The sequence below is a fragment of the Bradyrhizobium sp. SZCCHNR1093 genome (assembly GCF_032381175.1).
In the GTDB taxonomy this organism is placed as follows: domain Bacteria; phylum Pseudomonadota; class Alphaproteobacteria; order Rhizobiales; family Xanthobacteraceae; genus Bradyrhizobium.
On record NZ_JAUHJJ010000003.1, the window covers coordinates 643,850 to 669,169 of the forward strand.

36 protein-coding genes and 1 pseudogene are annotated in these 25,320 nt (G+C 64.3%); 35 read left to right on the forward strand and 2 right to left on the reverse strand.

Annotation, left to right across the window (positions count from 1 at the left end; all coding sequences use genetic code 11):
- Window positions 1-320: 320 nt before the first annotated feature.
- The 34 genes and pseudogenes from rpsL to QX070_RS14085 form a co-directional block, all read left to right on the forward strand.
- Window positions 321-692: a 30S ribosomal protein S12 gene (gene rpsL, locus QX070_RS13920; protein WP_006611834.1), complete on the forward strand. Its 372-nt coding sequence runs from the start codon at window positions 321-323 to the stop codon at window positions 690-692.
- 30 nt (window positions 693-722) lie between these two features.
- Complete coding sequence (gene rpsG, locus QX070_RS13925; protein ID WP_006611835.1) at window positions 723-1,193, forward strand: 30S ribosomal protein S7; 471 nt, start codon at window positions 723-725, stop codon at window positions 1,191-1,193.
- A 33-nt stretch (window positions 1,194-1,226) separates the two neighbouring features.
- Window positions 1,227-3,299 (forward strand): elongation factor G, encoded by a 2,073-nt coding sequence (gene fusA / locus QX070_RS13930; RefSeq protein WP_315737597.1) that lies wholly within the window; start codon window positions 1,227-1,229, stop codon window positions 3,297-3,299.
- 39 nt (window positions 3,300-3,338) lie between these two features.
- A complete protein-coding gene (tuf, locus tag QX070_RS13935) occupies window positions 3,339-4,529 on the forward strand; it encodes an elongation factor Tu (protein ID WP_006611837.1) in 1,191 nt (396 codons plus the stop codon).
- Between the two features lie 91 nt (window positions 4,530-4,620).
- Complete coding sequence (gene rpsJ / locus QX070_RS13940) at window positions 4,621-4,929, forward strand: 30S ribosomal protein S10 (RefSeq protein WP_002712302.1); 309 nt, start codon at window positions 4,621-4,623, stop codon at window positions 4,927-4,929.
- Window positions 4,930-4,987: 58 nt separating this feature from the next.
- A complete protein-coding gene (rplC, locus tag QX070_RS13945; RefSeq protein ID WP_006611838.1) occupies window positions 4,988-5,707 on the forward strand; it encodes a 50S ribosomal protein L3 in 720 nt (239 codons plus the stop codon).
- Entirely contained in the window at window positions 5,708-6,328 is a 621-nt protein-coding gene (gene rplD / locus QX070_RS13950; protein ID WP_315737598.1) for a 50S ribosomal protein L4, read from the forward strand.
- Window positions 6,325-6,624: a 50S ribosomal protein L23 gene (locus tag QX070_RS13955; protein WP_315737599.1), complete on the forward strand. Its 300-nt coding sequence runs from the start codon at window positions 6,325-6,327 to the stop codon at window positions 6,622-6,624. The genes rplD and QX070_RS13955 overlap by 4 nt, the downstream gene beginning before the upstream one ends.
- A gap of 12 nt (window positions 6,625-6,636) precedes the next feature.
- Window positions 6,637-7,470, forward strand: a complete 834-nt coding sequence (gene rplB, locus QX070_RS13960) for a 50S ribosomal protein L2 (RefSeq protein WP_006611841.1) — start codon at window positions 6,637-6,639, stop codon at window positions 7,468-7,470.
- 12 nt (window positions 7,471-7,482) lie between these two features.
- Complete coding sequence (rpsS, locus tag QX070_RS13965) at window positions 7,483-7,761, forward strand: 30S ribosomal protein S19 (protein WP_006611842.1); 279 nt, start codon at window positions 7,483-7,485, stop codon at window positions 7,759-7,761.
- A 10-nt stretch (window positions 7,762-7,771) separates the two neighbouring features.
- The gene (gene rplV / locus QX070_RS13970) at window positions 7,772-8,152 is read left to right on the forward strand and encodes a 50S ribosomal protein L22 (protein WP_315714562.1); all 381 of its coding nucleotides are present in this window, start codon (window positions 7,772-7,774) and stop codon (window positions 8,150-8,152) included.
- Window positions 8,153-8,173: 21 nt separating this feature from the next.
- Entirely contained in the window at window positions 8,174-8,884 is a 711-nt protein-coding gene (rpsC, locus tag QX070_RS13975; protein WP_012045041.1) for a 30S ribosomal protein S3, read from the forward strand.
- Between the two features lie 40 nt (window positions 8,885-8,924).
- The gene (gene rplP / locus QX070_RS13980; protein ID WP_315737600.1) at window positions 8,925-9,338 is read left to right on the forward strand and encodes a 50S ribosomal protein L16; all 414 of its coding nucleotides are present in this window, start codon (window positions 8,925-8,927) and stop codon (window positions 9,336-9,338) included.
- A 5-nt stretch (window positions 9,339-9,343) separates the two neighbouring features.
- Window positions 9,344-9,550 (forward strand): 50S ribosomal protein L29, encoded by a 207-nt coding sequence (gene rpmC / locus QX070_RS13985; RefSeq protein WP_006611846.1) that lies wholly within the window; start codon window positions 9,344-9,346, stop codon window positions 9,548-9,550.
- Between the two features lie 10 nt (window positions 9,551-9,560).
- Window positions 9,561-9,809 carry a 30S ribosomal protein S17 gene (gene rpsQ, locus QX070_RS13990; protein ID WP_008963469.1) on the forward strand — a complete coding sequence of 83 codons (249 nt, stop codon included), beginning with the start codon at window positions 9,561-9,563 and terminating at the stop codon, window positions 9,807-9,809.
- A gap of 99 nt (window positions 9,810-9,908) precedes the next feature.
- A complete protein-coding gene (gene rplN, locus QX070_RS13995; RefSeq protein ID WP_006611848.1) occupies window positions 9,909-10,277 on the forward strand; it encodes a 50S ribosomal protein L14 in 369 nt (122 codons plus the stop codon).
- On the forward strand, window positions 10,277-10,591 hold the full coding sequence (gene rplX, locus QX070_RS14000) for a 50S ribosomal protein L24 (protein WP_315737601.1): 315 nt from the start codon (window positions 10,277-10,279) through the stop codon (window positions 10,589-10,591). Before rplN ends, rplX begins: the two co-directional genes overlap by 1 nt.
- A complete protein-coding gene (gene rplE, locus QX070_RS14005; RefSeq protein ID WP_315737602.1) occupies window positions 10,584-11,141 on the forward strand; it encodes a 50S ribosomal protein L5 in 558 nt (185 codons plus the stop codon). Before rplX ends, rplE begins: the two co-directional genes overlap by 8 nt.
- Window positions 11,142-11,184: 43 nt before the next feature.
- Complete coding sequence (gene rpsN / locus QX070_RS14010; RefSeq protein WP_315737603.1) at window positions 11,185-11,490, forward strand: 30S ribosomal protein S14; 306 nt, start codon at window positions 11,185-11,187, stop codon at window positions 11,488-11,490.
- 13 nt (window positions 11,491-11,503) lie between these two features.
- On the forward strand, window positions 11,504-11,902 hold the full coding sequence (gene rpsH / locus QX070_RS14015; RefSeq protein WP_315714559.1) for a 30S ribosomal protein S8: 399 nt from the start codon (window positions 11,504-11,506) through the stop codon (window positions 11,900-11,902).
- Between the two features lie 13 nt (window positions 11,903-11,915).
- On the forward strand, window positions 11,916-12,449 hold the full coding sequence (gene rplF / locus QX070_RS14020) for a 50S ribosomal protein L6 (protein ID WP_172108074.1): 534 nt from the start codon (window positions 11,916-11,918) through the stop codon (window positions 12,447-12,449).
- Window positions 12,450-12,460: 11 nt separating this feature from the next.
- Window positions 12,461-12,823: a 50S ribosomal protein L18 gene (rplR, locus tag QX070_RS14025; RefSeq protein WP_006611854.1), complete on the forward strand. Its 363-nt coding sequence runs from the start codon at window positions 12,461-12,463 to the stop codon at window positions 12,821-12,823.
- 48 nt (window positions 12,824-12,871) lie between these two features.
- On the forward strand, window positions 12,872-13,444 hold the full coding sequence (gene rpsE, locus QX070_RS14030) for a 30S ribosomal protein S5 (protein WP_006611855.1): 573 nt from the start codon (window positions 12,872-12,874) through the stop codon (window positions 13,442-13,444).
- Between the two features lie 45 nt (window positions 13,445-13,489).
- A complete protein-coding gene (gene rpmD, locus QX070_RS14035) occupies window positions 13,490-13,681 on the forward strand; it encodes a 50S ribosomal protein L30 (protein WP_006611856.1) in 192 nt (63 codons plus the stop codon).
- A gap of 11 nt (window positions 13,682-13,692) precedes the next feature.
- Window positions 13,693-14,178, forward strand: a complete 486-nt coding sequence (gene rplO / locus QX070_RS14040; RefSeq protein ID WP_315737604.1) for a 50S ribosomal protein L15 — start codon at window positions 13,693-13,695, stop codon at window positions 14,176-14,178.
- Between the two features lie 156 nt (window positions 14,179-14,334).
- Window positions 14,335-15,669, forward strand: a complete 1,335-nt coding sequence (secY, locus tag QX070_RS14045) for a preprotein translocase subunit SecY (protein ID WP_315714557.1) — start codon at window positions 14,335-14,337, stop codon at window positions 15,667-15,669.
- Between the two features lie 84 nt (window positions 15,670-15,753).
- Window positions 15,754-16,635, forward strand: a complete 882-nt coding sequence (locus QX070_RS14050; RefSeq protein WP_315737605.1) for an adenylate kinase — start codon at window positions 15,754-15,756, stop codon at window positions 16,633-16,635.
- A gap of 196 nt (window positions 16,636-16,831) precedes the next feature.
- Window positions 16,832-17,200, forward strand: coding sequence for a 30S ribosomal protein S13 (gene rpsM, locus QX070_RS14055; RefSeq protein ID WP_006611860.1), 369 nt, complete (start codon window positions 16,832-16,834; stop codon window positions 17,198-17,200).
- Window positions 17,201-17,328: 128 nt separating this feature from the next.
- Window positions 17,329-17,718 carry a 30S ribosomal protein S11 gene (rpsK, locus tag QX070_RS14060; protein WP_012045029.1) on the forward strand — a complete coding sequence of 130 codons (390 nt, stop codon included), beginning with the start codon at window positions 17,329-17,331 and terminating at the stop codon, window positions 17,716-17,718.
- Between the two features lie 112 nt (window positions 17,719-17,830).
- Window positions 17,831-18,862 (forward strand): DNA-directed RNA polymerase subunit alpha, encoded by a 1,032-nt coding sequence (locus QX070_RS14065; RefSeq protein WP_315737606.1) that lies wholly within the window; start codon window positions 17,831-17,833, stop codon window positions 18,860-18,862.
- A gap of 160 nt (window positions 18,863-19,022) precedes the next feature.
- Window positions 19,023-19,436, forward strand: coding sequence for a 50S ribosomal protein L17 (rplQ, locus tag QX070_RS14070; protein WP_006611863.1), 414 nt, complete (start codon window positions 19,023-19,025; stop codon window positions 19,434-19,436).
- Window positions 19,437-19,675: 239 nt separating this feature from the next.
- Window positions 19,676-20,470, forward strand: a complete 795-nt coding sequence (locus tag QX070_RS14075; protein WP_315737607.1) for an SDR family oxidoreductase — start codon at window positions 19,676-19,678, stop codon at window positions 20,468-20,470.
- Between the two features lie 7 nt (window positions 20,471-20,477).
- The gene (locus QX070_RS14080; protein ID WP_315737608.1) at window positions 20,478-20,774 is read left to right on the forward strand and encodes a DUF1330 domain-containing protein; all 297 of its coding nucleotides are present in this window, start codon (window positions 20,478-20,480) and stop codon (window positions 20,772-20,774) included.
- Window positions 20,775-20,795: 21 nt separating this feature from the next.
- Window positions 20,796-21,482 (forward strand): annotated as a pseudogene (locus QX070_RS14085) (chloride channel protein); the annotation flags it as partial.
- Window positions 21,483-21,743: 261 nt separating this feature from the next.
- Here the strand turns inward: QX070_RS14085 and QX070_RS14090 are convergent.
- Window positions 21,744-23,207, reverse strand: a complete 1,464-nt coding sequence (locus QX070_RS14090) for a hypothetical protein (protein ID WP_315737609.1) — start codon at window positions 23,205-23,207, stop codon at window positions 21,744-21,746.
- 362 nt (window positions 23,208-23,569) lie between these two features.
- Between QX070_RS14090 and QX070_RS14095 the strand changes: the two genes are divergently transcribed.
- Entirely contained in the window at window positions 23,570-23,866 is a 297-nt protein-coding gene (locus QX070_RS14095) for a hypothetical protein (RefSeq protein WP_315737610.1), read from the forward strand.
- 78 nt (window positions 23,867-23,944) lie between these two features.
- On the opposite strand, the gene chrA is transcribed toward QX070_RS14095, so the two are convergent.
- On the reverse strand, window positions 23,945-25,174 hold the full coding sequence (chrA, locus tag QX070_RS14100) for a chromate efflux transporter (protein WP_315737611.1): 1,230 nt from the start codon (window positions 25,172-25,174) through the stop codon (window positions 23,945-23,947).
- Window positions 25,175-25,320: the final 146 nt, after the last annotated feature.

Genomic DNA, 25,320 nt, shown 5'->3' on the forward strand with positions numbered 1-25,320 from the left:
CCCTCGACGAATGCCGCTCAAACGCTGTCGATCATAGCTAGGCAATGCCAAAACGATATTAGATCTCTCGAGCTCGTTCTCCTGAGACCAATTTCGGATGCATGACCTCGGTAGGCCGCCCGCCAGCGCAAGCTGACTGGTGGTGATCGCGGTCCTCTGTGGCGTCAAGCGCTTTCCGTTCAGCGATGAACGGTTGGCGCGATTTCGTTTTGCGTGGGTTTTGATCGCGCGAACGGCCCGGTGAGGCGGGGAACCTCGAACAGAATTTGCGGAAGCCGGTCGCGGTCTCCGTGCGAACGTTGAGAAGGGTGAAGGCCAAGATGCCGACGATCAACCAGCTGATCGCAAATCCGCGCGAAGTGCAGAAGTCGCGCAAGAAGGTGCCGGCGCTGCAGCAGTCGCCGCAGAAGCGTGGCGTTTGCACGCGCGTCTACACCACGACCCCGAAGAAGCCGAACTCGGCGCTTCGTAAGGTCGCCAAGGTGCGCCTGACCAACGGCTTCGAGGTGATCGGCTACATCCCGGGTGAAGGCCATAACCTGCAGGAGCACTCGGTGGTCATGATCCGCGGCGGCCGCGTCAAGGACTTGCCGGGCGTGCGCTACCACATCCTCCGCGGCGTGCTGGATACCCAGGGCGTCAAGAACCGTAAGCAGCGCCGTTCGAAGTATGGCGCGAAGCGTCCGAAGTAAGACGTTCGAGAGAAGCGGGAACAAGATCACATGTCGCGTCGCCATTCAGCCGAAAAGCGTGAAGTGCTTCCGGATCCGAAGTTCGGGAACATCATTGTCACCAAGTTCATGAACTCGGTGATGTACGCCGGCAAGAAGTCGGTCGCCGAAGGTATCGTCTACGGCGCGTTCGGCATCATCGAGGCCAAGACCAAGCAGAGCCCGCTGACGGTGTTCGAGCAGGCCCTCGAAAACGTCATGCCGACCATCGAGGTCCGCTCCCGCCGCGTCGGCGGCGCGACCTACCAGGTGCCGGTCGAAGTTCGTTCGACCCGCCGGCAGGCGCTCGGCATCCGCTGGCTGATCTCGGCCGCGCGCGACCGCAACGAGAAGACGATGACCGAGCGGCTTTCGGCGGAGCTGCTCGATGCCTCCAATAACCGGGGCAACGCCGTGAAGAAGCGTGAAGACGTGCACCGGATGGCTGAAGCCAACCGCGCCTTCTCGCACTATCGCTGGTAACGGCGAAACCGACGGAAATCAGGGAACACACCCATGCCCCGCCAACACGCCATCGAAGACTATCGCAACTTCGGCATCATGGCGCATATCGACGCCGGTAAGACGACCACGACCGAGCGCATCCTCTATTACACCGGCAAGAGCCACAAGATCGGCGAAGTGCACGAAGGTGCTGCGACGATGGACTGGATGGAGCAGGAGCAGGAGCGTGGCATCACGATCACCTCCGCTGCGACCACCGCGTTCTGGAACGGCAAGCGCCTGAACATCATCGACACCCCCGGTCACGTCGACTTCACCATCGAGGTCGAGCGCAGCTTGCGCGTGCTCGACGGCGCCGTCTGCGTGCTCGACTCCAACCAGGGCGTCGAGCCGCAGACCGAGACCGTCTGGCGTCAGGGCGACAAGTACAAGGTGCCGCGCATCGTCTTCGCGAACAAGATGGACAAGACCGGCGCCGACTTCTTCAAGTGCCTGTCCGACATCGTCGATCGCCTGGGTGCGAAGCCGGTGGCTATTCAGCTGCCGATCGGCGCGGAGAACAACTTCAAGGGCTGCATCGATCTCGTGACGATGAAGGCGATCGTCTGGAACGACGAGGCGCTCGGCGCGAAGTTCGACTACGCCGAGATTCCGGCTGATCTCGCCGATCAGGCCAAGGAATATCGCGAGAAGCTGGTGGAAGCCGCCGTCGAGCTCGACGACGACGCCCTGGCTGCGTTCCTGGACGGCAACGAGCCGGACGAGGCGACCCTGAAGCGCCTGATCCGCAAGGCGGTGCTGACCGGCGCCTTCTATCCGGTGCTGTGCGGCTCGGCCTTCAAGAACAAGGGCGTGCAGCCCTTGCTCGACGCCGTCGTCGACTATCTGCCGTCGCCGCTCGACGTGCCCGCGATCAAGGGCACCGACGACAAGGGCAACGAGGTCGTGCGCAAGGCGGACGACAAGGAGCCGCTGGCGCTGCTGGCGTTCAAGATCATGGACGACCCGTTCGTCGGCACCATCACTTTCTGCCGCATCTATTCGGGCGTCCTGACCTCGGGCACCGGCGTCGTGAACTCGACCCGCGAGAAGAAGGAACGCATCGGCCGCATGCTGCTGATGCATGCGAACAACCGCGAGGACATCAAGGAAGCCTATGCCGGCGACATCGTCGCTCTTGCAGGCCTCAAGGAAGCCCGCACTGGTGACACGCTGTGCGATCCGTCCAACCAGGTGATCCTGGAAAAGATGGAGTTCCCGGAGCCGGTCATCGAGATCGCGATCGAGCCGAAGTCGAAGGCCGACCAGGAGAAGCTGGGCGTCGCGCTGGCGAAGCTGGCCGCGGAGGATCCGTCCTTCCGCGTGTCGACCGATCACGAGTCGGGCCAGACCATCCTGAAGGGGATGGGCGAGCTCCATCTCGACATCAAGGTCGACATCCTCAAGCGCACCTACAAGGTCGATGCGAACATCGGCGCGCCGCAGGTGGCGTTCCGTGAGCGCATCACCAAGCCGGCCAACGTGGACTACACCCACAAGAAGCAGACCGGCGGTACCGGCCAGTTCGCGGCCGTGAGCCTCGTGGTCGAGCCGAACGAGCCGGGCGGCGGCTATGTGTTCGAGTCCAAGATCGTCGGCGGTGCGGTTCCGAAGGAATACATCCCGGGCGTCGAGAAGGGCATCGAGAGCGTGCTCGGCGCGGGCGTCGTCGCCGGCTTCCCGGTGGTCGACGTCAAGGTGGCGCTGGTCGACGGCAAGTATCACGATGTCGACTCGTCGGCGCTGGCCTTCGAAATCGCCTCTCGTGCGGCTTTCCGCGAGGCGCTGCAGAAGGGCAAGTCGGTTCTGCTCGAGCCGATCATGAAGGTCGAGGTGGTGACCCCGGAAGACTACACCGGCTCGGTCATCGGCGACCTGAACTCGCGTCGTGGCCAGATCCAGGGCCAGGACATGCGCGGCAACGCCAACGTCATCAACGCGATGGTGCCGCTCATGAACATGTTCGGTTACGTGAACAACCTGCGCTCCATGAGCCAGGGTCGCGCGACCTTCACGATGCAGTTCTCGCACTACGCTGAAGCGCCGGCCAACGTGTCGGCCGAAGTCCAGAAGAAGTTTGCCTGATTGTCGCGAGCTCAAGTGAGCGACTGAACGGAGAGTCAAATGGCCAAAGCTAAGTTTGAACGTAACAAGCCCCACTGCAACATCGGCACCATCGGTCACGTCGACCACGGCAAGACCTCGCTGACGGCTGCAATCACCAAGATCCTGGCCGAGACGGGCGGTGCGACGTTCACTGCCTACGACCAGATCGACAAGGCCCCGGAAGAGAAGGCGCGCGGCATCACCATCTCGACCGCGCACGTCGAGTACGAGACCAAGAACCGCCACTACGCGCACGTCGATTGCCCCGGCCACGCCGACTACGTGAAGAACATGATCACCGGCGCCGCGCAGATGGACGGCGCGATCCTGGTCGTGTCGGCCGCTGACGGCCCGATGCCGCAGACCCGTGAGCACATCCTGCTCGCTCGCCAGGTGGGCGTGCCGGCGCTGGTCGTGTTCCTCAACAAGTGCGACATGGTCGACGATCCGGAGCTGCTGGAGCTCGTCGAGCTCGAGGTTCGCGAGCTCCTGTCGAAGTACGAATTCCCGGGCGACAAGATCCCGATCATCAAGGGCTCGGCGCTCGCCGCTCTCGAAGATTCGGACAAGAAGCTCGGCCACGACGCCATCCTCGAGCTGATGCGCAATGTCGACGAGTACATTCCGCAGCCGGAGCGTCCGATCGACCAGCCCTTCCTGATGCCGGTCGAAGACGTGTTCTCGATCTCGGGCCGCGGCACCGTGGTGACCGGCCGTGTCGAGCGCGGCATCATCAAGGTCGGTGAGGAAATCGAGATCGTCGGCATCCGCCCGACCCAGAAGACCACCGTCACCGGCGTCGAAATGTTCCGCAAGCTGCTCGATCAGGGCCAGGCCGGCGACAACATCGGCGCGCTGCTCCGCGGCACCAAGCGCGAGGACGTCGAGCGCGGCCAGGTGCTGTGCAAGCCGGGCTCGGTCAAGCCGCACACCAAGTTCAAGGCTGAGGCCTACATCCTCACCAAGGAAGAGGGCGGCCGTCACACGCCGTTCTTCACCAACTATCGTCCGCAGTTCTACTTCCGCACGACCGACGTGACCGGCGTCGTCCATCTGCCGGAAGGCACCGAGATGGTGATGCCGGGCGACAACATCGCGATGGAAGTGCACCTGATCGTGCCGATCGCGATGGAGGAGAAGCTGCGCTTCGCCATCCGCGAGGGCGGCCGTACCGTCGGCGCCGGCGTCGTCGCCTCGATCATCGAGTAACAACAGCGAATAGGGAATGGCGGGTGGCGAATGGAGATTATCCATTCGCCGTTCGCTACTCGCCACTCACTACTCACAGAAAGATACGGCAATGAACGGCCAAAATATCCGCATCCGTCTCAAGGCGTTTGACCATCGTATCCTCGATACGTCGACGCGCGAGATCGTCAACACGGCGAAACGGACCGGCGCGCAGGTTCGCGGACCCATTCCGCTGCCGACCCGCATCGAGAAGTTCACCGTGAACCGTTCGCCGCACGTCGACAAGAAGAGCCGCGAGCAGTTCGAGATGCGCACCCACAAGCGCCTGCTCGACATCGTCGATCCGACCCCGCAGACCGTCGATGCTTTGATGAAGCTCGATCTGGCCGCCGGTGTCGACGTCGAGATCAAGCTCTAAGTTTTTGGATTCACGTTCGCACCTCACGCGGACATAGAGAAGAACAGGAAGCACGCCGATGCGCTCCGGAGTGATCGCACAAAAGGTCGGGATGACGCGGGTCTTCACGGAGACCGGCGAACATATCCCCGTGACCGTGCTGAAGCTCGGCAATTGCCAGGTGGTCGGTCACCGCACCACCGAGAAGAACGGCTACGTCGCTCTGCAGCTCGGCAGCGGCAGCCGCAAGACGGTCTACATGCCGAAGGCCGAGCGCGGTCAGTTCGCGGTCGCCAAGGTCGAGCCGAAGCGCAAGCTCGCCGAATTCCGTGTCAGCGAGGACTCGCTGATTCCGGTCGGCGCCGAGATCCAGGCCGATCACTTCGTCGTCGGCCAGTTCGTCGACGTCACCGGCACCTCGGTCGGTAAGGGCTTCGCCGGCGGTATGAAGCGCTGGAACTTCGGCGGTCTGCGCGCCACGCACGGTGTCTCGATCTCGCACCGTTCGATCGGTTCGACCGGTGGCCGTCAGGACCCCGGCAAGACCTGGAAGAACAAGAAGATGCCCGGTCACATGGGTGTCGATCGCATCACCACGCTGAACCTGCGTGTGGTGCAGACGGATGTCGAGCGTGGCCTGATCCTGGTGGAAGGCGCGGTGCCCGGCTCCAAGGGTGGCTGGATCTCGGTGCGCGACGCCGTGAAGAAGCCGCTGCCGAAGGAAGCGCCGAAGCCCGGCAAGTTCAAGGTCGCGGGTGAGCAGGCTGCCGAAGCGCCGGCCGTGCAGGAGGGCGCATAAATGGAACTGAAAGTCACCACCCTCGAGGGCAAGGAAGCCGGCTCCGTCCAGCTCTCCGACGCCATCTTCGGTCTGGAGCCGCGCGTCGACATCATTCAGCGCTGCGTTCAGTGGCAGCTGAACAAGCGCCAGGCCGGCACCCACAAGGCCAAAGGCCGCGCCGAGATCTGGCGCACCGGCAAGAAGATGTACAAGCAGAAGGGCACCGGCGGTGCTCGTCACGGCTCGGCCCGCGTGCCGCAGTTCCGTGGCGGCGGCCGCGCCTTCGGTCCGGTCGTGCGCTCGCATGCGACCGACCTGCCGAAGAAGGTCCGTGCGCTGGCGCTGAAGCATGCGCTGTCGGCCAAGGCCAAGGACGGTGATCTTGTCGTGCTGGAGAACGCCACCCTCGAGGCGGCGAAGACCAAGGCGCTGATCGGTCACTTCTCCGGTCTCGGCCTGACCAACGCGCTGATCATCGACGGTGCTGAGCTGCACAACGGCTTTGCCGCTGCAGCCCGTAACATCCCGAACCTGGACGTGCTGCCGATCCAGGGCATCAACGTCTACGACATCCTGCGCCGTCAGAAGCTCGTGCTGACCAAGGCGGCGATCGATGCGCTGGAGGCGCGCTTCAAATGAAGACCATTGATCCGCGCCACTACGACATCATCATCGCGCCGGTCGTGACCGAGAAGGCGACGTTCGCCTCCGAGCACAACAAGGTTCTGTTCAAGGTGGCCGCCAAGGCGACCAAGCCTCAGATCAAGGAGGCGATCGAGAAGCTGTTCGACGTCAAGGTCAGGAGCGTCAACACGCTCGTCCGCAAGGGCAAGACCAAGGTGTTCCGCGGCAATTTCGGTTCGCAATCGGACAGCAAGCGCGCGATCGTGACCCTCGAAGAGGGCCACCGTATCGACGTGACCACCGGACTGTAAGGCTGAGCTGCCATGGCACTGAAGACATTCAATCCCACGACGCCGGGCCAGCGCCAGCTGGTGATGGTCGATCGTTCGGCCCTGTACAAGGGCAAGCCGGTCAAGGCGCTGACCGAAGGCAAGCAGTCGAGCGGCGGTCGCAACAACACCGGCCGCATCACGGTTCGCTTCCTCGGTGGCGGCCACAAGCAGTCGTATCGTACGGTCGACTTCAAGCGCGACAAGGTCGACGTTCCGGCCACCGTCGAGCGGCTGGAGTATGATCCGAACCGCACCGCCTTCATCGCCCTGGTCAAGTATCAGGACGGCGAGCTCGCCTACATCCTGGCGCCGCAACGCCTGGCGGTCGGCGACACCATCGTCGCCGGCAACTATGTCGACGTGAAGCCGGGCAACGTCATGCCGCTCGGCAACATGCCGGTCGGCACGATCGTGCACAACATCGAGGTCAAGATCGGGAAGGGCGGCCAGCTCGCGCGTTCGGCCGGCACGTATGCTCAGATCGTCGGCCGCGACCAGGACTACGTGATCGTCCGCCTGAACTCGGGCGAGCAACGCCTGGTGCACGGCCGTTGCCGCGGCACCATCGGTGCGGTGTCGAACCCGGACCACATGAACACCTCGATCGGCAAGGCCGGCCGCAAGCGTTGGATGGGTCGTCGCCCGCACAACCGCGGTGTCGCGATGAACCCGATCGACCATCCGCACGGCGGCGGCGAAGGCCGTACCTCGGGCGGTCGTCACCCGGTCACTCCGTGGGGCAAGCCTACCAAGGGCAAGAAGACCCGCACCAACAAGTCGACCGACAAATTCATTCTCTTGAGCCGCCACAAGCGGAAGAAGTAAGGAACGACGGACATGGTTCGTTCAGTCTGGAAAGGCCCGTTCGTCGAGGCGTCGCTGCTCAAGAAGGCAGATGCGGCGCGCGCGTCCGGCCGTCACGACGTCATCAAGATCTGGAGCCGCCGCTCGACCATCCTGCCGCAGTTTGTCGGCCTGACGTTCGGCGTCTACAACGGCCAGAAGCACGTGCCGGTGGCGATCAACGAAGAGATGGTCGGCCACAAGTTCGGCGAGTTCTCGCCGACCCGCACCTTCCACGGCCATTCGGGCGATAAGAAAGCCAAGAAGGCTTGAGGATTAAGCGATGAGCAAACCAAAGCGCGAACGGAGCCTCCCCGAAAACGAGGCCAAGGCTGTGGCCCGGATGCTTCGGGTGAGCCCGCAGAAGCTGAACCTGGTGGCGCAGATGATCCGCGGCCGCAAGGCGTCGGCAGCCCTCGCCGACCTGCAGTTCTCGCGCAAGCGGATTGCGGTCGACGTCAAGAAGTGCCTGGAATCGGCGATCGCCAATGCCGAGAACAATCACGAGCTCGAGGTCGACGATCTCGTCGTTTCGCAGGCTTTCGTCGGCAAGGGAATCGTGATGAAGCGTTTCTCGCCGCGCGGCCGTGGCCGTTCGGGCCGAGTTTTCAAACCGTTTTCGCAGCTGACGATCATTGTCCGTCAGGTCGAGGCGAGCGCTTAAAGCAGGCGCTGGGAGAATACGATGGGTCAAAAGATCAATCCGATCGGTCTGCGTCTCGGCATCAACCGGACCTGGGATTCGCGCTGGTTCGCTGGCAAGGCCGAGTACGGCAAGCTGCTGCATGAAGACGTCAAGATCCGCGAGATCCTGCACAAGGAGCTCAAGCAGGCGGCCGTCGCCCGCATCGTGATCGAGCGTCCGCACAAGAAGTGCCGCGTCACGATCCACTCGGCACGTCCGGGCGTCGTGATCGGCAAGAAGGGCGCCGACATCGACAAGCTGCGCAAGCGTGTCGCCGACATCACCTCGTCGGACGTCGTCATCAACATCGTCGAGATCCGCAAGCCCGAGCTCGATGCGACCCTGGTCGCCGAGTCGATCGCGCAGCAGCTCGAGCGCCGCGTGGCGTTCCGGCGCGCCATGAAGCGCGCCGTGCAGTCGGCGATGCGTCTCGGCGCCGAGGGCATCCGCATCAACTGCTCGGGTCGTCTGGGCGGTGCGGAAATCGCCCGCATGGAATGGTACCGCGAGGGCCGGGTGCCGCTGCACACGCTGCGCGCCGACATCGACTACGGTGTGGCCACCGCGTTCACCACTTTCGGCACCTGCGGCGTGAAGGTCTGGATCTTCAAGGGCGAGATCCTCGAGCACGATCCGATGGCACAGGACAAGCGGATGAACGAAGGCGGCGGCGAGAGCTCGCAGCCGCGGTCGCGCCGCGACGCGGCCTGATCGATCAGCCGCGACAAGACAGGTTTGAGGGCTCAAAGCCATGATGCAACCAAAGAAGACCAAGTTCCGAAAGGCGCATAAGGGCCGTATCCACGGCGTTGCGTCCTCGGGCGCGACGCTGGCCTTCGGCCAGTTCGGGCTGAAGGCGATGGAGCCGGACCGCGTCACCGCGCGCCAGATCGAGGCCGCCCGTCGTGCCTTGACCCGTCACATGAAGCGCGCCGGCCGCGTCTGGATCCGGGTGTTCCCGGATCTTCCGGTGTCGAAGAAGCCGGCCGAGGTCCGCATGGGCTCCGGCAAGGGCTCGCCGGAATTGTGGGTGGCCCGCGTCAAGCCGGGCCGGGTGATGTTCGAGATCGACGGCGTGAGCACCCAGATCGCGCGCGAGGCGCTGCTGCTGGCGGCCGCCAAGCTGCCGATCAAGACGCGCTTCGTCGAACGCATTGCGGAGTAATGGTCATGGCCGAGATGAAGATTGCCGACATTCGCGCGATGAGCCCCGATCAGATGGACGATGCGATCGTCAACCTGAAGAAGGAGCGTTTCAACCTGCGCTTCCAGCGTGCCACCGGCCAGCTCGAGAACACCGCTCGGCTGCGCGAGGCGCGTCGCGACATCGCCCGTATCAAGACCATCGCCGCGCAGCAGCGCGCCAAGACGAAGTAAGAGGCTCGACATGCCGAAACGGACCCTCCAGGGCGTTGTCGTCAGCGACAAGCAGGCCAAGACGGTGGTCGTGCGCGTCGACCGGCGCTTCACCCACCCGATCTACAAGAAGACCATCCGCCGCTCGAAGAACTACCACGCCCACGACGAGAACAACGAGTTCAAGCCGGGCGACATGGTGTGGATCGAGGAGAGCAAGCCGATCTCGAAGCTGAAGCGCTGGACCGTGGTCCGGGGCGAGCACAAGAAAACCGCCTGAGGCGCGAAGCGGCCCTCGTCGAAGAGGGCCCATTTCGCTTTCGGGATCAAACAAGGCGCAGCTTTCCTGCGCAGCAGATGAAGAGGACGAGGTGCATCAATGATTCAGATGCAGACCAACCTCGACGTGGCCGATAATTCCGGCGCACGCCGTGTCATGTGTATCAAGGTGCTGGGCGGCTCGAAGCGCCGCTATGCCACCGTCGGCGACATCATCGTGGTGTCGATCAAGGAAGCCATTCCGCGTGGCAAGGTGAAGAAGGGCGACGTCATGAAGGCCGTCGTGGTGCGCGTCCGCAAGGACATCCGCCGCGCCGACGGCTCGGTGATCCGCTTCGACCGCAACGCGGCCGTTCTGATCAACAACCAGTCGGAGCCGGTCGGCACCCGCATCTTCGGGCCGGTGCCGCGCGAGCTGCGCGCCAAGAACCACATGAAGATCATTTCGCTTGCGCCGGAGGTGCTGTGATGGCTGCCAAGATCCGCAAGGGCGACAAGGTGATCGTCCTGACCGGCCGCGACAAGGGTCGCACCGGCGAGGTGTTCGAGGTGCGTCCCGACGAGGGCACCGCGCTGGTGCGCGGTATCAACCTGGTGAAGCGTCACCAGAAGCAGACGCAGAACCAGGAGGGCGGCATCATCTCCAAGGAGGCGCCGATCAACCTGTCGAACGTCGCGTATGTCGGTAAGGACGGCAAGCCGACGCGCGTTGGATTCAAGATTCAGGCGGACGGCAAGAAGGTCCGCGTTGCCAAGAGCTCGGGAGTTGAGATCGATGGCTGAGACTGCTTACACCCCGCGCCTCCGCACGGAATATGATCGCCAGATCAAGAGCCAGCTGACCGAGAAGTTCGGCTACGCCAACGTCATGCAGGTGCCGCGGCTCGACAAGGTCGTGCTCAACATGGGCATCGGCGAGGCGGTCAACGACCGCAAGAAGGCGGAGACGGCGGCGGCCGACCTGTCGCTGATCGCCGGCCAGAAGGCGGTCGTGACCTATTCGCGCGTCGCCATCGCGACCTTCAAGCTGCGTGAGAACCAGCCGATCGGCTGCAAGGTCACGTTGCGCAAGACCAAGATGTACGAGTTCATCGACCGCCTGATCAACGTCGCGCTGCCGCGCGTCCGCGACTTCCGCGGTCTGAACCCGAAGAGCTTCGACGGCCGCGGCAACTACTCGCTCGGCATCAAGGAGCACATCATTTTCCCCGAGATCGACTTCGACAAGGCCGGGGAGAGCTGGGGCATGGACATCACGGTGTGCACCACCGCGACGACCGATGATGAGGCCCGTGCCCTTCTGACCGCATTCAATTTCCCGTTCCGGCAGTGAGACGCTGAACAGCTTCTCAAACGCGGATACCCAGGAGCCAAGCATGGCAAAGAAGAGTTCAATCGAGAAGAACAACCGGCGCAAGCGGATGACGAAGAACGCCGCCCCGAAGCGCGCCCGGTTGAAGGCGATCATCGCCGACAAGTCCAAGCCGATGGAGGAGCGCTTTGCCGCGACCCTGAAGCTGGCCGAGATGCCGCGCAATTCGTCGGCGACCCGCATCCGCAACCGGTGCGAGCTGACCGGCCGTCCGCGGTCGAACTATCGCAAGAACAAGCTGAGCCGCATCGCGCTGCGCGAGCTCGGGTCCAAGGGCCTGGTCCCGGGCCTCGTGAAGTCGAGCTGGTAAGGAGGGTCGCACCATGTCAACGCACGATCCCATCAGCGATCTGATCACCCGCATCCGCAACGCGCAGATGCGCTCGAAGTCGAAGGTCTCGACTCCCGGCTCCAAGATGCGCGCCAGCGTGCTCGAGGTGCTGAAGTCCGAAGGCTACATCCGTGGCTATGCCACGCTGGAGCATCCGTCGGGCCGCAGCGAGATCGAGATCGAGCTGAAATATTTCGACGGCGAGCCCGTGATCCGCGAGATCGAGCGCGTCTCCAAGCCCGGCCGCCGCGTTTACACCTCGGTGAAGAACCTGCCGCGCGTGAACAACGGGCTCGGAATTTCTGTTTTGTCGACACCGAAGGGAATCATGGCCGACCATAGCGCGCGTGACGCGAATGTCGGCGGTGAAGTTCTCTTCACGGTGTTCTAAGAAGGATTGAGCCATGTCACGTATTGGCAAGAAGCCTGTGGCGGTGCCGTCCGGTGTGACGGCCTCCGTCGATGGACAGACCGTCAAGATGAAGGGGCCGAAGGGCCAGCTTCAGTTCATCGTCCATGACGACGTGGACGTGAAGTTCGAGAACGGCCAGGTCAAGGTTGCCCCGCGCGCCGAGACCAAGCGCGCCCGTTCGCTGTACGGCACCGCTCGCGCCCAGATCGCGAATCTGGTCGAAGGCGTCACCAAGGGCTTCGAGAAGAAGCTCGAGATCACCGGTGTCGGCTACCGCGCCGCGATGCAGGGCAAGAACCTGCAGCTCGCGCTCGGCTACAGCCACGACGTCGTCTACCAGATCCCGGAAGGCATCACGATCGCGGTGCCGAAGCCCACCGAGATCACGGTCACGGGCATCGACCCGCAGCGCGTCGGCCAGGTGGCCGCCGAAATCCGCGCCTATCGGCCGCCGGAGCCCTACAAGGGCAAGGGCGTGAAGTACGCGGGTGAATTCATCTTCCGCAAGGAAGGCAAGAAGAAGTAACGGAGCCGGACATGTCGAGAGCCAAGGTTACGAATGCCCGGCGCAAGCAGCGTGTGAGGCTGTCGCTGCGCCGCTCCGCGGGCGGCCGTCCGCGTCTGTCGGTGTTCCGCTCGTCGAAGCACATCTACGCTCAGGTCATCGACGACCAGAAGGGCGAGACGCTCGCCTCTGCGTCGTCGATGGAGAAGGAGATGCGCTCGGCCGGCAACACCGGTGCCGACATCGACGCGGCGAAGGCGGTGGGCAAGCTGCTCGCCGAGCGCGCGGTGAAGGCGGGGATCAAGGAAGTCGTGTTCGATCGCGGCGGCTATCTCTATCACGGGCGCGTCAAGGCGCTGGCCGACGCGGCGCGCGAGAGCGGGCTGAGCTTCTAACATCAATGGATATGGGCGTCAGAGCCCCTCAGAAGATTGGATAGCACCATGGCAGGTGAACGGGAACGAGGCGGTCGCGATCGCAAGGAGCGCGAGGAGCGCGACAGCGAGTTCGTCGACAAGCTCGTCCACATCAACCGAGTCGCGAAGGTCGTGAAGGGCGGTAAGCGCTTCGGCTTTGCGGCGCTCGTCGTGATCGGCGATCAGAAGGGCCGGGTCGGGTTCGGCCACGGCAAGGCACGTGAGGTTCCGGAGGCGATCCGCAAGGCGACCGACTCCGCCAAGCGCAACCTGACCCGCGTCGCGCTGCGCGAGGGCCGCACCCTGCACCACGACATCTTCGGTCGTCACGGTGCGGGCCGCGTCTATCTGCGTGCGGCTCCGGCCGGTACCGGCATCATCGCCGGCGGCCCGATGCGCGCCGTGTTCGAGACGTTGGGCATCCAGGACGTGGTGGCGAAGTCGATCGGCTCGTCCAACCCGTACAACATGGTGCGCGCGACTTTCAACGCGCTGAAGCACCAGGATAGCCCGCGCTCGGTCGCCGCGCGCCGCAACATCAAGGTGTCGACTCTGCAGGCCCGCCGCGTCGGTGGCGATGCCGAGGCAGCAGCCGACTAACGCACGCGCGTCGTCCTGCGGATGGCGCAACTCGGAGTGAACACCATGGCTAGCGCCAAGACGATCAAGATCGAGCAGATCGGCAGCCCGATCCGCCGGCATCACTCGCAGCGCGAGACGCTGATCGGGTTGAAGCTCAACAAGATCGGCCGCGTGACCGAGCTGCCGGATACGCCGGCGGTCCGCGGCATGATCACCAAGGTTCATCATCTCGTCCGCATCGTCGACGAGAAGTAAGGAGAAGGGCGATGAAGCTCAGCGATATCGCCGACAACGCCGGCGCGCGCAAGAAGCGCATGCGCGTCGGCCGCGGCATCGGCTCCGGCAAGGGCAAGACCTCCGGCCGTGGCGGCAAGGGCCAGACCGCGCGCTCCGGCGTGCGCATCAAGGGCTTCGAAGGCGGTCAGATGCCGATGCATCGCCGTCTGCCGAAGCGCGGCTTCAACAACATCTTCGCGCTCGATTTCGTCGAGATCAATCTCGACCGGATCCAGCAGGCGATCGACGCCAAGAAGCTCGACGCCGGCAGCGTGATCAACGCCGAGGCGCTGGTGAAGTCGGGCGCGCTGCGGCGGCCGAAGGACGGCGTGCGTCTGCTCGGCCGTGGCGAGCTCACTGCGAAGATCAACATCGAGGTGCATGGCGCCTCGAAGTCGGCGATCGCGGCGGTCGAGAAGGCCGGCGGCACCGTCAAGCTCCTGGCGCCAGCCAAGGACGAAGGCGAGGCTGCGTAACATCTGCGTCATTGCCCTGCCTCCGGCGCATGCCGGATAGGGCAGGGCAATGGACAGAACGCGCCCGCGCACCAGATAATATCCGGCGTCTGCCCGGCCCTGCGAGCCCTCGCGGGGCCCAATGCGGTGAAGAAGGGCGGCGGGAGAAAGCTAGACATGGCCTCAGCAGCGGAACAACTGGCGGCAAACCTCAATTTCGGCGCGCTCGCGAAGGCCGATGAGCTGAAGAAGCGCATCTGGTTCACCCTCGGTGCGCTGCTGGTCTACCGCCTCGGCACCTACATTCCGCTGCCAGGCATCGATCCGAACATCTGGGACTCGGTGTTCCGGACCCAGGCCGGCGGCATTCTCGGCATGTTCAACATGTTCGCCGGCGGCGGCATTCACCGCATGGCGATCTTTGCGCTGAACATCATGCCGTACATCTCGGCATCGATCATCATTCAGTTGCTCACCACCGTCTCGCCCCAGCTCGAAGCCCTCAAGAAAGAGGGTGAGGCTGGCCGCAAGATGCTGAATCAGTACACCCGCTATCTGACGGTGATTCTCGCCGCGGTGCAGTCGTACGGCATCGCCGTCGGCCTCGAAGGCGCGGGCAACGTCGTTGCCGATCCCGGCCTGTTCTTCCGCCTCTCCACCGCGATCACGCTGACCGGCGGCACCATGTTCCTGATGTGGCTGGGCGAGCAGATCACCTCGCGCGGCATCGGCAACGGCATCTCGCTGATCATCCTGTCCGGCATCGTGGCCGAGCTGCCCTCGGCGCTCGCCAACATGCTCGAGCTCGGACGTCAGGGCGCGCTGTCGACCGGCCTGATCCTGATTGTCATCGTGATGGCAGTTGCCGTGATCGCCTTCATCGTGTTCGTGGAGCGCGCCCAGCGCCGGCTCCTGATCCAGTATCCGAAGCGCCAGGTCGGCAACAAGATGTTCGAGGGCCAGTCCTCGCATCTGCCGCTCAAGCTGAACACCTCGGGCGTGATCCCGCCGATCTTCGCCTCGTCGCTGCTGCTGCTGCCGACCACGGTCGCCAATTTCAACGCCGGCAAGGGACCCGAGTGGTTCCAGTGGATCACGACGCAGCTCGGTCATGGCCGGCCGCTGTTCCTGGTGCTGTATCTGGCGCTGATCCTGTTCTTTGCCTTCTTCTACACCGCGATCGTGTTCAACCCGACCGAGACCGCGGACAACCTCAAGAAGCACGGCGGATTCATCCCCGGCATCAGGCCGGGCGAGCGCACCGCGGAATATATCGATTACGTGCTGTCGCGGATCACCGTGCTCGGCGCCATCTATCTGGCGATCGTGTGTCTGATCCCGGAAATTCTGATTTCCTACGCTTCCGTCCCGTTCTACTTTGGTGGCACTTCGCTTCTGATCGTGGTCAGCGTTACGATGGATACCGTGGCGCAGGTTCAGGGTTATCTGCTCGCCCATCAATATGAGGGGCTGATCAGGAAGTCGAAGCTGCGGGGGCGCCGCCGCGGATAGCGGCGGATCGCGGCCCGGGAACCACAAAGCCAAGAACAAGGTGTGCGGGAGGGTCGCTCACCGTGTGCCGGGGGGCGAAATTCGATGAGACTCATTCTTCTGGGACCGCCCGGCTCGGGCAAGGGAACGCAGGCGCAGCGCCTCGTGCAGCAGTATGGCATCGTCCAGCTGTCGACCGGTGACATGCTGCGCGCCGCGGTGGCGGCGCAGACGCCGATCGGGCTGAAGGCCAAGGACATCATGGCGGCGGGCGGTCTGGTCCCGGACGAGGTCGTGGTCGGCATCATCGCGGACCGGATCGAGCAGCCCGACGCGGCCAATGGTTTCATCCTCGATGGCTTCCCGCGCACGGTGCCGCAGGCCGAGGCGCTGGATGCGCTGTTGAAGCAGAAGCAGATGAAGCTCGATGCGGTGATCGAACTCCGCGTCAATGAAGGTGTGCTGCTTGAGCGCGTCGAGCGCCGGGCCGCCGAGACCCGCGCGCGCGGCGAAGCTGTTCGGGCCGATGACACGCCGGAGGTCCTCACCAAGCGCCTGGCCAGCTACCGCGACCAGACCGCACCCCTGATCCACTATTATTCCGACCATCGGATGCTGGCGACCGTCGACGGCATGATGCCGATCGAGCAGGTGACCGAGGAGATCGGTCGGATCCTGGCCGCCGTTGGCAAGACCGGCGGTAACCGGGCGGCCAAGAAGGCGAGCCCGGCCAAGCGCAGCGCCAAGGCACCGGGCAAGACGGGGCCGGCAAAATCGGCCAAGAAGGCTGCCAAAAAGGCTCCTAAGGCAGCCGCACCGACGAAAAAGGCAGTCAAGAAGTCCGCCAAGACCGCAAGAAAGGCAGTCAAGACGACGCCGAAGAAGGCCTCCAAGGCTTCGAAGAAGGCTGCCAGGCCCGCCGCCAAGGCCACCAGGGGAACCCGCAAAACCTCTGCAAAGGCTGCAAAAAAGCGTGCGGCGAGGTGATCGAATCTTGTAGGGGCGGTTGACGACCGCCGTGTGAATCCATTAATAAGCCCGCATCAAAGTCGGATGGTTTTCCCAGAGATGCCGGGCCCCACGAATCGAGGGGTGGGCGTCTTGTTCGCGTTTGCGGACACCTGCCCGAGATAGCGAGAATGAAGGCCGGTCCGTCCTGGGATCGGCGACAGGAGAGAAGTCCGTGGCCCGTATTGCCGGTGTCAACATCCCGACCAACAAGCGCGTCCTGATCGCGCTCCAGTACATCCATGGCATCGGCCCGAAGATCGCGGGTGAGATCGTGGAGAAGGTGAAGATCGCGGAAGATCGCCGCGTCAACCAGCTGAGCGACCAGGAAGTCCTGCAGATCCGCGAGATCATCGACCGTGACTACGTCGTCGAGGGTGACCTCCGTCGCGAGACCGGCATCAACATCAAGCGGCTGATGGACCTTGGCTGCTATCGCGGTCTGCGTCATCGCCGCGGCCTGCCGGTGCGTGGTCAGCGCACCCACACCAATGCGCGCACGCGCAAGGGGCCGGCCAAGGCGATCGCCGGCAAGAAGAAGTAATTGGCGAATTGCGAATGCGCGGATAGCGGGTAGGGGGAGCCCTTCTCGCTATTCGCTATTTACCATTCGCTCGTTTGGTGTAGCCGCTGGCATTACGGCGGCGTTGAGATCTCAAGAAAGGTACTTATATGGCCAAGGAAGCCACACGTGTCCGCCGTCGCGAGCGCAAGAACATCGCCTCCGGCGTCGCTCATGTGAATTCGTCGTTCAACAACACCACCATCACCATCACCGACGCACAGGGCAACACCATTGCTTGGTCGTCCGCCGGTACGATGGGTTTCAAGGGATCGCGCAAGTCGACCCCGTATGCCGCGCAGGTCGCGGCGGAGGACGTGTCCAAGAAGGCCCAGGAACATGGCATGCGCACCCTCGAGGTCGAGGTGGCCGGCCCTGGCTCTGGCCGCGAATCGGCGCTGCGCGCGCTGCAGGCTGCGGGCTTCACCGTCACCTCGATCCGCGACGTGACGACGATCCCGCACAATGGTTGCCGTCCGCGCAAGCGTCGGCGCGTCTAATCTGAAAGAGGCGGACAGCATGTCCGCCTCTTCGTGCTTTTGAGACATTTCGACTGCCGCGATCTGAAGCGCGGTTCTCCAACGCCAGTCAGTCAGATCCCATGACTGGCCCATGGGTGAAACAGTGACGATCCAGAAGAATTGGCAAGAATTGATTCGGCCGAACAAGCTCCAGGTCACGCCGGGCTCCGACGCGACCCGTTTCGCCACCGTGGTTGCCGAGCCGCTGGAGCGCGGTTTCGGTCAGACGCTCGGCAATGCGCTTCGCCGCATCCTGCTGTCGTCGCTGCAGGGCGCCGCTGTGCAGTCGGTGCACATCGACGGCGTGCTGCACGAGTTCTCCTCGATCGCCGGTGTCCGCGAGGACGTGACCGACATCGTGCTGAACATCAAGGACATCTCGATCAAGATGCAGGGCGAAGGCCCGAAGCGGATGGTCGTGAAGAAGCAGGGCCCGGGCGCGGTCACCGCCGGTGACATCCAGACCGTCGGCGACATCGTCGTTCTGAACCCCGACCTGCAGCTCTGCACCCTGGACGAGGGTGCCGAGATCCGCATGGAGTTCACGGTCGCGACCGGCAAGGGCTATGTCGCCGCCGATCGCAACCGCCCCGAGGACGCGCCGATCGGCCTGATCCCGGTCGACAGCCTGTTCTCTCCGGTCCGCAAGGTCTCCTACAAGGTCGAGAACACCCGCGAGGGCCAGATCCTCGACTACGACAAGCTGACCATGACGATCGAGACCAACGGCGCGATCACGCCGGAGGACGCGGTGGCTTATGCCGCCCGCATCCTGCAGGACCAGCTCAACGTCTTCGTCAACTTCGAAGAGCCGCGCAAGGAAGTCGCCCAGGAGATCATCCCGGACCTCGCCTTCAACCCGGCCTTCCTCAAGAAGGTGGACGAGCTCGAGCTGTCGGTGCGTTCGGCGAACTGCCTGAAGAACGACAACATCGTCTACATCGGCGACCTCGTGCAGAAGTCGGAAGCAGAGATGCTGCGCACCCCGAACTTCGGCCGCAAGTCGCTGAACGAGATCAAGGAAGTGCTGGCCCAGATGGGTCTGCATCTCGGCATGGAAGTGCCGGGCTGGCCGCCGGAGAACATCGACGAGCTGGCCAAGCGCTTCGAAGATCATTACTGAGCGAATAGGGAGTGGCGAATAGCGAGTAGGAAGTGGCGAATAGGAAGAACTATTCGCTACTCGCCATTCGCTACTCGCACTTCTGGGCGAACGCAGGCAGCCCACCTGAGCAACATGTCCGACGAACCGTCGCGGCAGATTGAAATGAAGGACTAAGACAATGCGTCACGGCAAGGTTCATCGGAAGCTCAACCGCACCGCCGAGCATCGCAAGGCGATGTTCGCCAACATGTGCGCCGCGCTGATCAAGCACGAGCAGATCGTCACCACGCTGCCGAAGGCCAAGGAGCTCAGGCCGATCGTCGAGAAGCTCGTCACGCTCGGCAAGAAGGGCGGCTTGGCGTTGCGCCGCCAGGCGATCGCGGAGATGCGCGATGTCGACCAGGTCAAGAAGCTGTTCGACGTCCTGGCGCCGCGCTACAAGGACCGCAACGGCGGCTACACCCGCATCATCAAGGCCGGCTTCCGCTACGGCGACAATGCCGCGATGGCCGTGATCGAGTTCGTCGACCGCGACGTCGATGCCAAGGGTCAAGATTCCGGCCCGGTGCAGGAGACCTCGGAAGCCGCGTAAGCGTCGTTCCGATCCGAGTTTCAAAACGGCGCCTTCGGGCGCCGTTTTTATTTTGAGGATCCGTAGCCCGGCTGAGCAAAGCGACATCCGGGGTTCGTCTGCACAGCTCGTGTGGCGCCGGATATCGCTGCGCTCATCCGGGCTACGATCGATCAGAAGGAATCAGCGCTGCATGTAGCGCGTTGCGTTGGCGCGACGACGCCCCACATCCGTTCCTTCGGCACAACGGAGAGCTGCTTATGCACATCGACCTTTCGGGAAAGACCGCCCTCGTCACCGGCTCCACTGCCGGGATCGGCTTTGCCATCGCCAAGGGGCTTGCCGCGTCCGGCGCGGAGGTCGTCATCAATGGTCGCAGCCAAGCCCGTGTCGATGAGGCGGTCGCCAAGCTCAAGCAGCTGGTCCCAGCAGCCAAGCTGCGCGGCGTCGCCGGCGATGTCGCTCAGATCCAAGGCTGCAACGCCATCGTCACGGCGCTTCCCGAGGTCGACATCCTCGTCAACAATGCCGGCATCTTCGAGCCCAAGGACTTCTTCGACATTCCCGACGAGGACTGGAGCCGCTTCTTCGAGGTCAACGTCATGTCCGGCGTGCGCTTGGCGCGCGCCTACATGCAGGGCATGCTGAAGCGCAACTGGGGTCGCATCATCTTCATCTCCTCGGAGTCGGCGGTGAACATCCCGACCGAGATGATCCATTACGGCATGACCAAGACCGCGCAGCTCGCGGTCTCCCGCGGCCTCGCCAAACTGACCCGCGGCACCGGCGTGACCGTCAATGCGGTGCTGCCGGGACCGACGATGTCGGAAGGCGTCGAGACCTTCGTCAAGGATCTCGCCCGCCAGAACGGGCAGTCGGAGGAGGAGGCGGCCTCGTCTTTCGTCAAGCAGCACCGGCCGGCCTCGCTGCTGCAGCGCTTCGCCGGCGTCGATGAGATCGCCAACATGGTCGTCTACGCCGCCTCGCCGCAGGCCTCCGCCACCAACGGCGCCGCGCTGCGCGCCGAAGGCGGTATCCTCGACACCATCGCCTGAGGCAGCCATGGCGGCTTACGTCATCTCCGAGGTCGAGGTGCGCGACATCGAGGCGATGGAGCGCAATCGCACCCGCGCGGCGGGCTCGATCGCGCAATACGGCGGGCGCTATCTGGTCCGGGGCGGGGCCGCCGAGACGGTCGAAGGCGGCCCGCCCGCCAAGACCCTCATCATCGTGGAGTTTCCGTCGATGGCGCGGCTGCGCGAATGGTATGCGTCGGCCGAATACGCCGAAGCCCTGGGCGAGCGCTGGAAGGCGCTGGACCGTCGGCTGATTTTCGTCGAGGGTGCTGCACCTGCGTAGAGAACGGACTCCGTTGCGCTCATGCTGACCATCACCCCCCGCCGCAAGCGTTGGCTCAAGCTGACCTCGGCGCGGTGGCAGCGGCGGGTGCTGTTCGTGGCCGGCGGCCTGGTGGTGGGCGCCGCGGCGGTGGCGCTGGCGGAGCTCGCCGACCTGGCCCAGCTCGCCTTCAATTGGCTGCTGTCGAAATCGCGCTACGCGTCCCTGGTGATGACGCCCGCCGGCTTCGCGCTGTCGGTCTATCTGACCCAGCGCTACTTCCCCAATGCGCAAGGCAGCGGCATTCCGCAGGCGATCGCCGCACGGCACCTGACGGATACAAGCGCGCAGCCCGCTGGTGTCGATCCGCATCGCCATCGGCAAGGTGCTTTTGACCTTGCTCGGACTGCTCTGTGGCGGCTCGGTCGGCCGCGAGGGTCCGACGGTGCAGGTCGGCGCCTCCATCATGTTCGCGCTGGGCCGGCTGTCGCCGCGCCGCCAGCCCGGCCTGATCCTGGCTGGCGCGCCGCCGCTGGGGTCGCGGCCGCCTTCAACATGCCGCTCGCCGGCATCGTGTTCGGCATCGAGGAGATGAGCCGCGCCTGCGAGACGCGGACCTCGAGTCTCGTCATCGCCACCGTGATCGCCGCGGGCCTGACCTCGCTGGCCTTGATGGGCAACTACGCCTATTTCGGCACGACGCCGCTCGCGCTCGGCAAGGGTATCGACCTCGCGTCTCATCTGCGAGGAGGGGCTCTACCACGCCCTCGCCAAGGGCTTCGTCGCCAGAGCTGAGACAAAGGCTGAGGCAGCGCAAGGACCGAAGCGGTTTGCCGCGCCGTCCTGACCTCGCGCTCATCCACAGTGTTCGGAGCGCGCCGATAACCGGCGTCGGTTCAATCGCTTGATGGCAGATCCTGGGATCTGCCATCAGTTCGAAATGACCGTCGGCGGCCCCGTTGCCGGCGCCGCCGCGCAAGGTTCGTCGCTCTACTTCCTGAACGGATCTGGCCGCATCAGGAGCCGGCCGGAGATCGAGTTCGGCACCTCGTAGGGTGAGCCGATCGACAGCACGTGGCTCAGCGCGATCAGCCGGTTCGGCAGCTTGGCCGGCGGCGGCGTCTGGAACGAATACGACGTCGGGTTGTGGCACAGGAAGCAATTCAGCACGTTCTTGATCGGCGTGTTGTCGGCGTTCTGCACGAAGGTCTCGGCGGTGGCGTTGGCGAGATTGACCGAGCCGACCGCGCTGGTCTGGTTGCTGTTCAGATTATACGAGTTGGGGAGCATCCAGACCGTGCCGTCGAGGGCGTAGTTCGCGAACGTCGATTGCGGGCCTTTCAGGCCGGAGAGAAAGCCCTGGGCTTGCGCCGTGATCGCGAAGATGTTGCCGACGCCATTGGGCTGGTTCTCGCCGCCGGTCTGATTCTCGAGCACGACGTTGCTCACCGGTGTGAGCTTCTGGGTCGCCGGATCGAGCCGCAGTTGCGGCCGGTTGGCGCCGGGCAGAGCCGGGATGTTGACCTGTGAGAACGGCGTGCGGCCCTTGTAGAGCGTGTAGCTCTTCGGATCCGAGCGGCTTGCCGATGGCGCAAAGGTGTTGTCCGGCGTCTGCGGCGAGTTGTTCTTCAGCTCGAACGTGCCCCACAGGAATTCGGGGTGGTTCTCGGTGTAGCCGACCACGTGGAGGCCGATCAGCGCCACGGTCACGGTGACGAATTTGCCGGGCACCGGGCGGATCGTGATCAGGCCGGGGGTAATGTTGTTCTCCAGCACCGGTACCTGCGCCTGGGTCGTATAGGCGCCCGCAGGCGGTGCCTGCCCGGGGTCGAGCCGCAGCCACGTCGCCTTGAACACCGCATCGCCAACGGCGAAGGAGGAATCCGCCGGCTGGCTCTGGTAGCCGCCGGTCGCGATCAGGTTCTTGCGCGCCGTGCTGAAATAGCTCTGGTTCATGTGAACCGAGGCGTAGACGGGATAGCCGTTCTGCGCGACCAGCATGTTGCCGTCGGCTTCGACGATGGCGCCGGCGCCTTCGGTGAAGCCGGCCGTGCCGTGGAAGACCTGGGCACGGGCCGCCAGCGTCAGCGGGCGCGGCCGTGGTGCGCCGGCATTCTCGGCGTTGCCGAGCAACTCGTCGGGCGTCGCCAAGGTCATGAACCGCGGGACGGCGGCGCCGGAGCCCGAATCCTTCACCAGCGCCGTCGCCCAGACGAACGCCTCCCACGACCATTGATGGAAATTGCAGTCCGGCGTCGGGATGGTCTTGGTGTCGGAGGTGGGGAAGGCGGCGTCCGGCTTGAGATAATTGCCCAGTCCCTCCGACCAGCCGAAGGCCGGGCAGTTCTTCGCCGGCGGTGGAGGGGCGGCGCTGGCCGGGCTGAAGGCGCCGGCAAGGCCGCTTGCGGTAATGGTCGTCGCGAAAGTGAGCATGAGCCACTGAATCGTCTTCATGGCCGGTCTCCATTGATGTGCGCGCTGGGATGGGCCGATGGTCTCGCCGCCATGCGTCGCAAATGATTGCTGAAAATGATTCATTCAAAAGTAGTGCGCGGCGAACATGCACCCAAAGGTGAGATTTGCAAGACCGGTAGCTCACGCAACCCGCGTTTTTTTTCGGAGGCGCCTCGCGGCGTGAAATGCGGCTCTGCCGGACCGTCGATGCGACGGCGTTCGTCTTCATCGGCCGAACGGGCTGCAGTGTGAGCGCGGGCACGGCCGACACCGCTGATCGTGCGCATCCTGGCGGCCGTTCGCTGGAGAATTGCGGACAATGAGGTCTTCACGCCAGTGGACGACAACCACAGGAGAGTGAAATGAAGGCCATCATGGCCGCTGCGCTGCTGCTCGTGCTGACATCGGGCGCAAGCCTTGCGGGCACGCCGCTGATCGATGCGCGTCAGCACAACCAGTCACATCGCGTCTACAGCGGCATCGCGAGCGGACGGCTGACCTATCCGGAGGCGCAGCAGCTCGTCCGCGGTCAGATCCACGTCCAGAAGCTGGAAAACAAGGCCAAGGTGGACGGCGTGGTGACGCCGTTCGAGCGTGCCCGCATCAACGTCGCGCAATCCGTGCAGGGCGCGCGCATATTCTGGAAGAAGCACAATTAGCCGCGCACGGCGGTTCGCTGGTGGCAAGGCGCCGCCGTGGCGGCGCTTTGCCACCATGTGATGCGACGGCGGCGCCGCTCACACCAGCGCGACCGTGACGCCGGCAGCGGCGCTGAACGCGACCACGACGAGCGGCGGCGCGCGCCATGCGACCAGCAGGACGAAGCCGATCAGGGCGATGCCAAAATCCGCGGCGTTGTGGATGGTGGTTGTCCAGACCGGGTCGTACAGGGCCGCTCCCAGCACACCGACCACCGCAGCGTTGACCCCCCGCATCATGGCCTGGGCGCCGGCGCGTTTGCGGAACGAGTCCCAGAACGGCAGCGCGGCGAGCAGGACAAGCATGCCCGGCAGGAAGATGCCCAGGAGACCAAGCGCAGCCCCGATGATCCCGTGCGGCTCGGGAGCCACCACGGTGCCGAGATAGGCCGCGAAGGTGAAGAGCGGGCCCGGGACGGCCTGCGCGGCGCCGTAGCCGGCGAGAAAGGCGTCGTCGCTCAGCCAGCCAGGTCCGACGAAGGCCTCGCGCAGCAGCGGCAGCACGACGTGCCCACCGCCGAACACGAGTGCGCCCGAGCGATAGAAGGCATCGAACAAGGCGACGCCGGTCGATCCCGTCACGCCGCGCAGCAGCGGAAGTCCCGCCAATAGGACGACGAACATGGCGAGCGCAACCAGCCCCACGGTCCGCGACACCGGGATCGCGACGTGTCCGGACGGCGCCGCCTCGCCGCGGCAGAGCCACAGACCGGCGAGTCCGCCGAGAACGATCGCTCCGATCTGGGCGAGCGAGGCGGTGCTGAATAGGATGATGAGGGTTGCGGCGACCGCGATCGAGGCGCGCGTCCGGTCGGGACAGAGCGTGCGCGCCATGCCCCAGACCGCCTGCGCGACGATGGCGACCGCGGTCAGCTTCAGTCCATGCAGCAGGCCGTCGCCGACCGGACCGCTCAATTGGCCGGCACCATAGGCGAACAGCACGAGAATCGCGGCCGATGGCAGGGTGAAGCCGGTCCAGGCGGCGAGCGCGCCGAGATAGCCGGCGCGCATCAGCCCGATGGAGAAGCCGACCTGGCTGCTGGCGGGGCCGGGCAGGAACTGGCACAGCCCGACCAGATCGGCATAGGCATGCTCGTCGATCCACTTCCGCCTGACGACGAACTCGTCGCGGAAATAGCCGATATGGGCGATCGGACCGCCGAAGCAGGTCAGGCCGAGCGTGAGGAAGATCCGCAGAACCTCGAGCGGAGATCCGGAGCGCCCGCCGTGATCGGCGGGCGGGTTGGTCGCGGACTTCAGGCTGCTCACGGCCGCTTATTCCAGTTGCAAGGAGGCTCTTCTCGGCTTTCGTTAAGGGGAAACGGGACGGTCGGCCAGTCTCAATCGCTCACGGCCGCTGATCGGACCGCGCGTCGGTTGCCGTCCATCTTATGCTTTCGATCGGCGGGATGGTG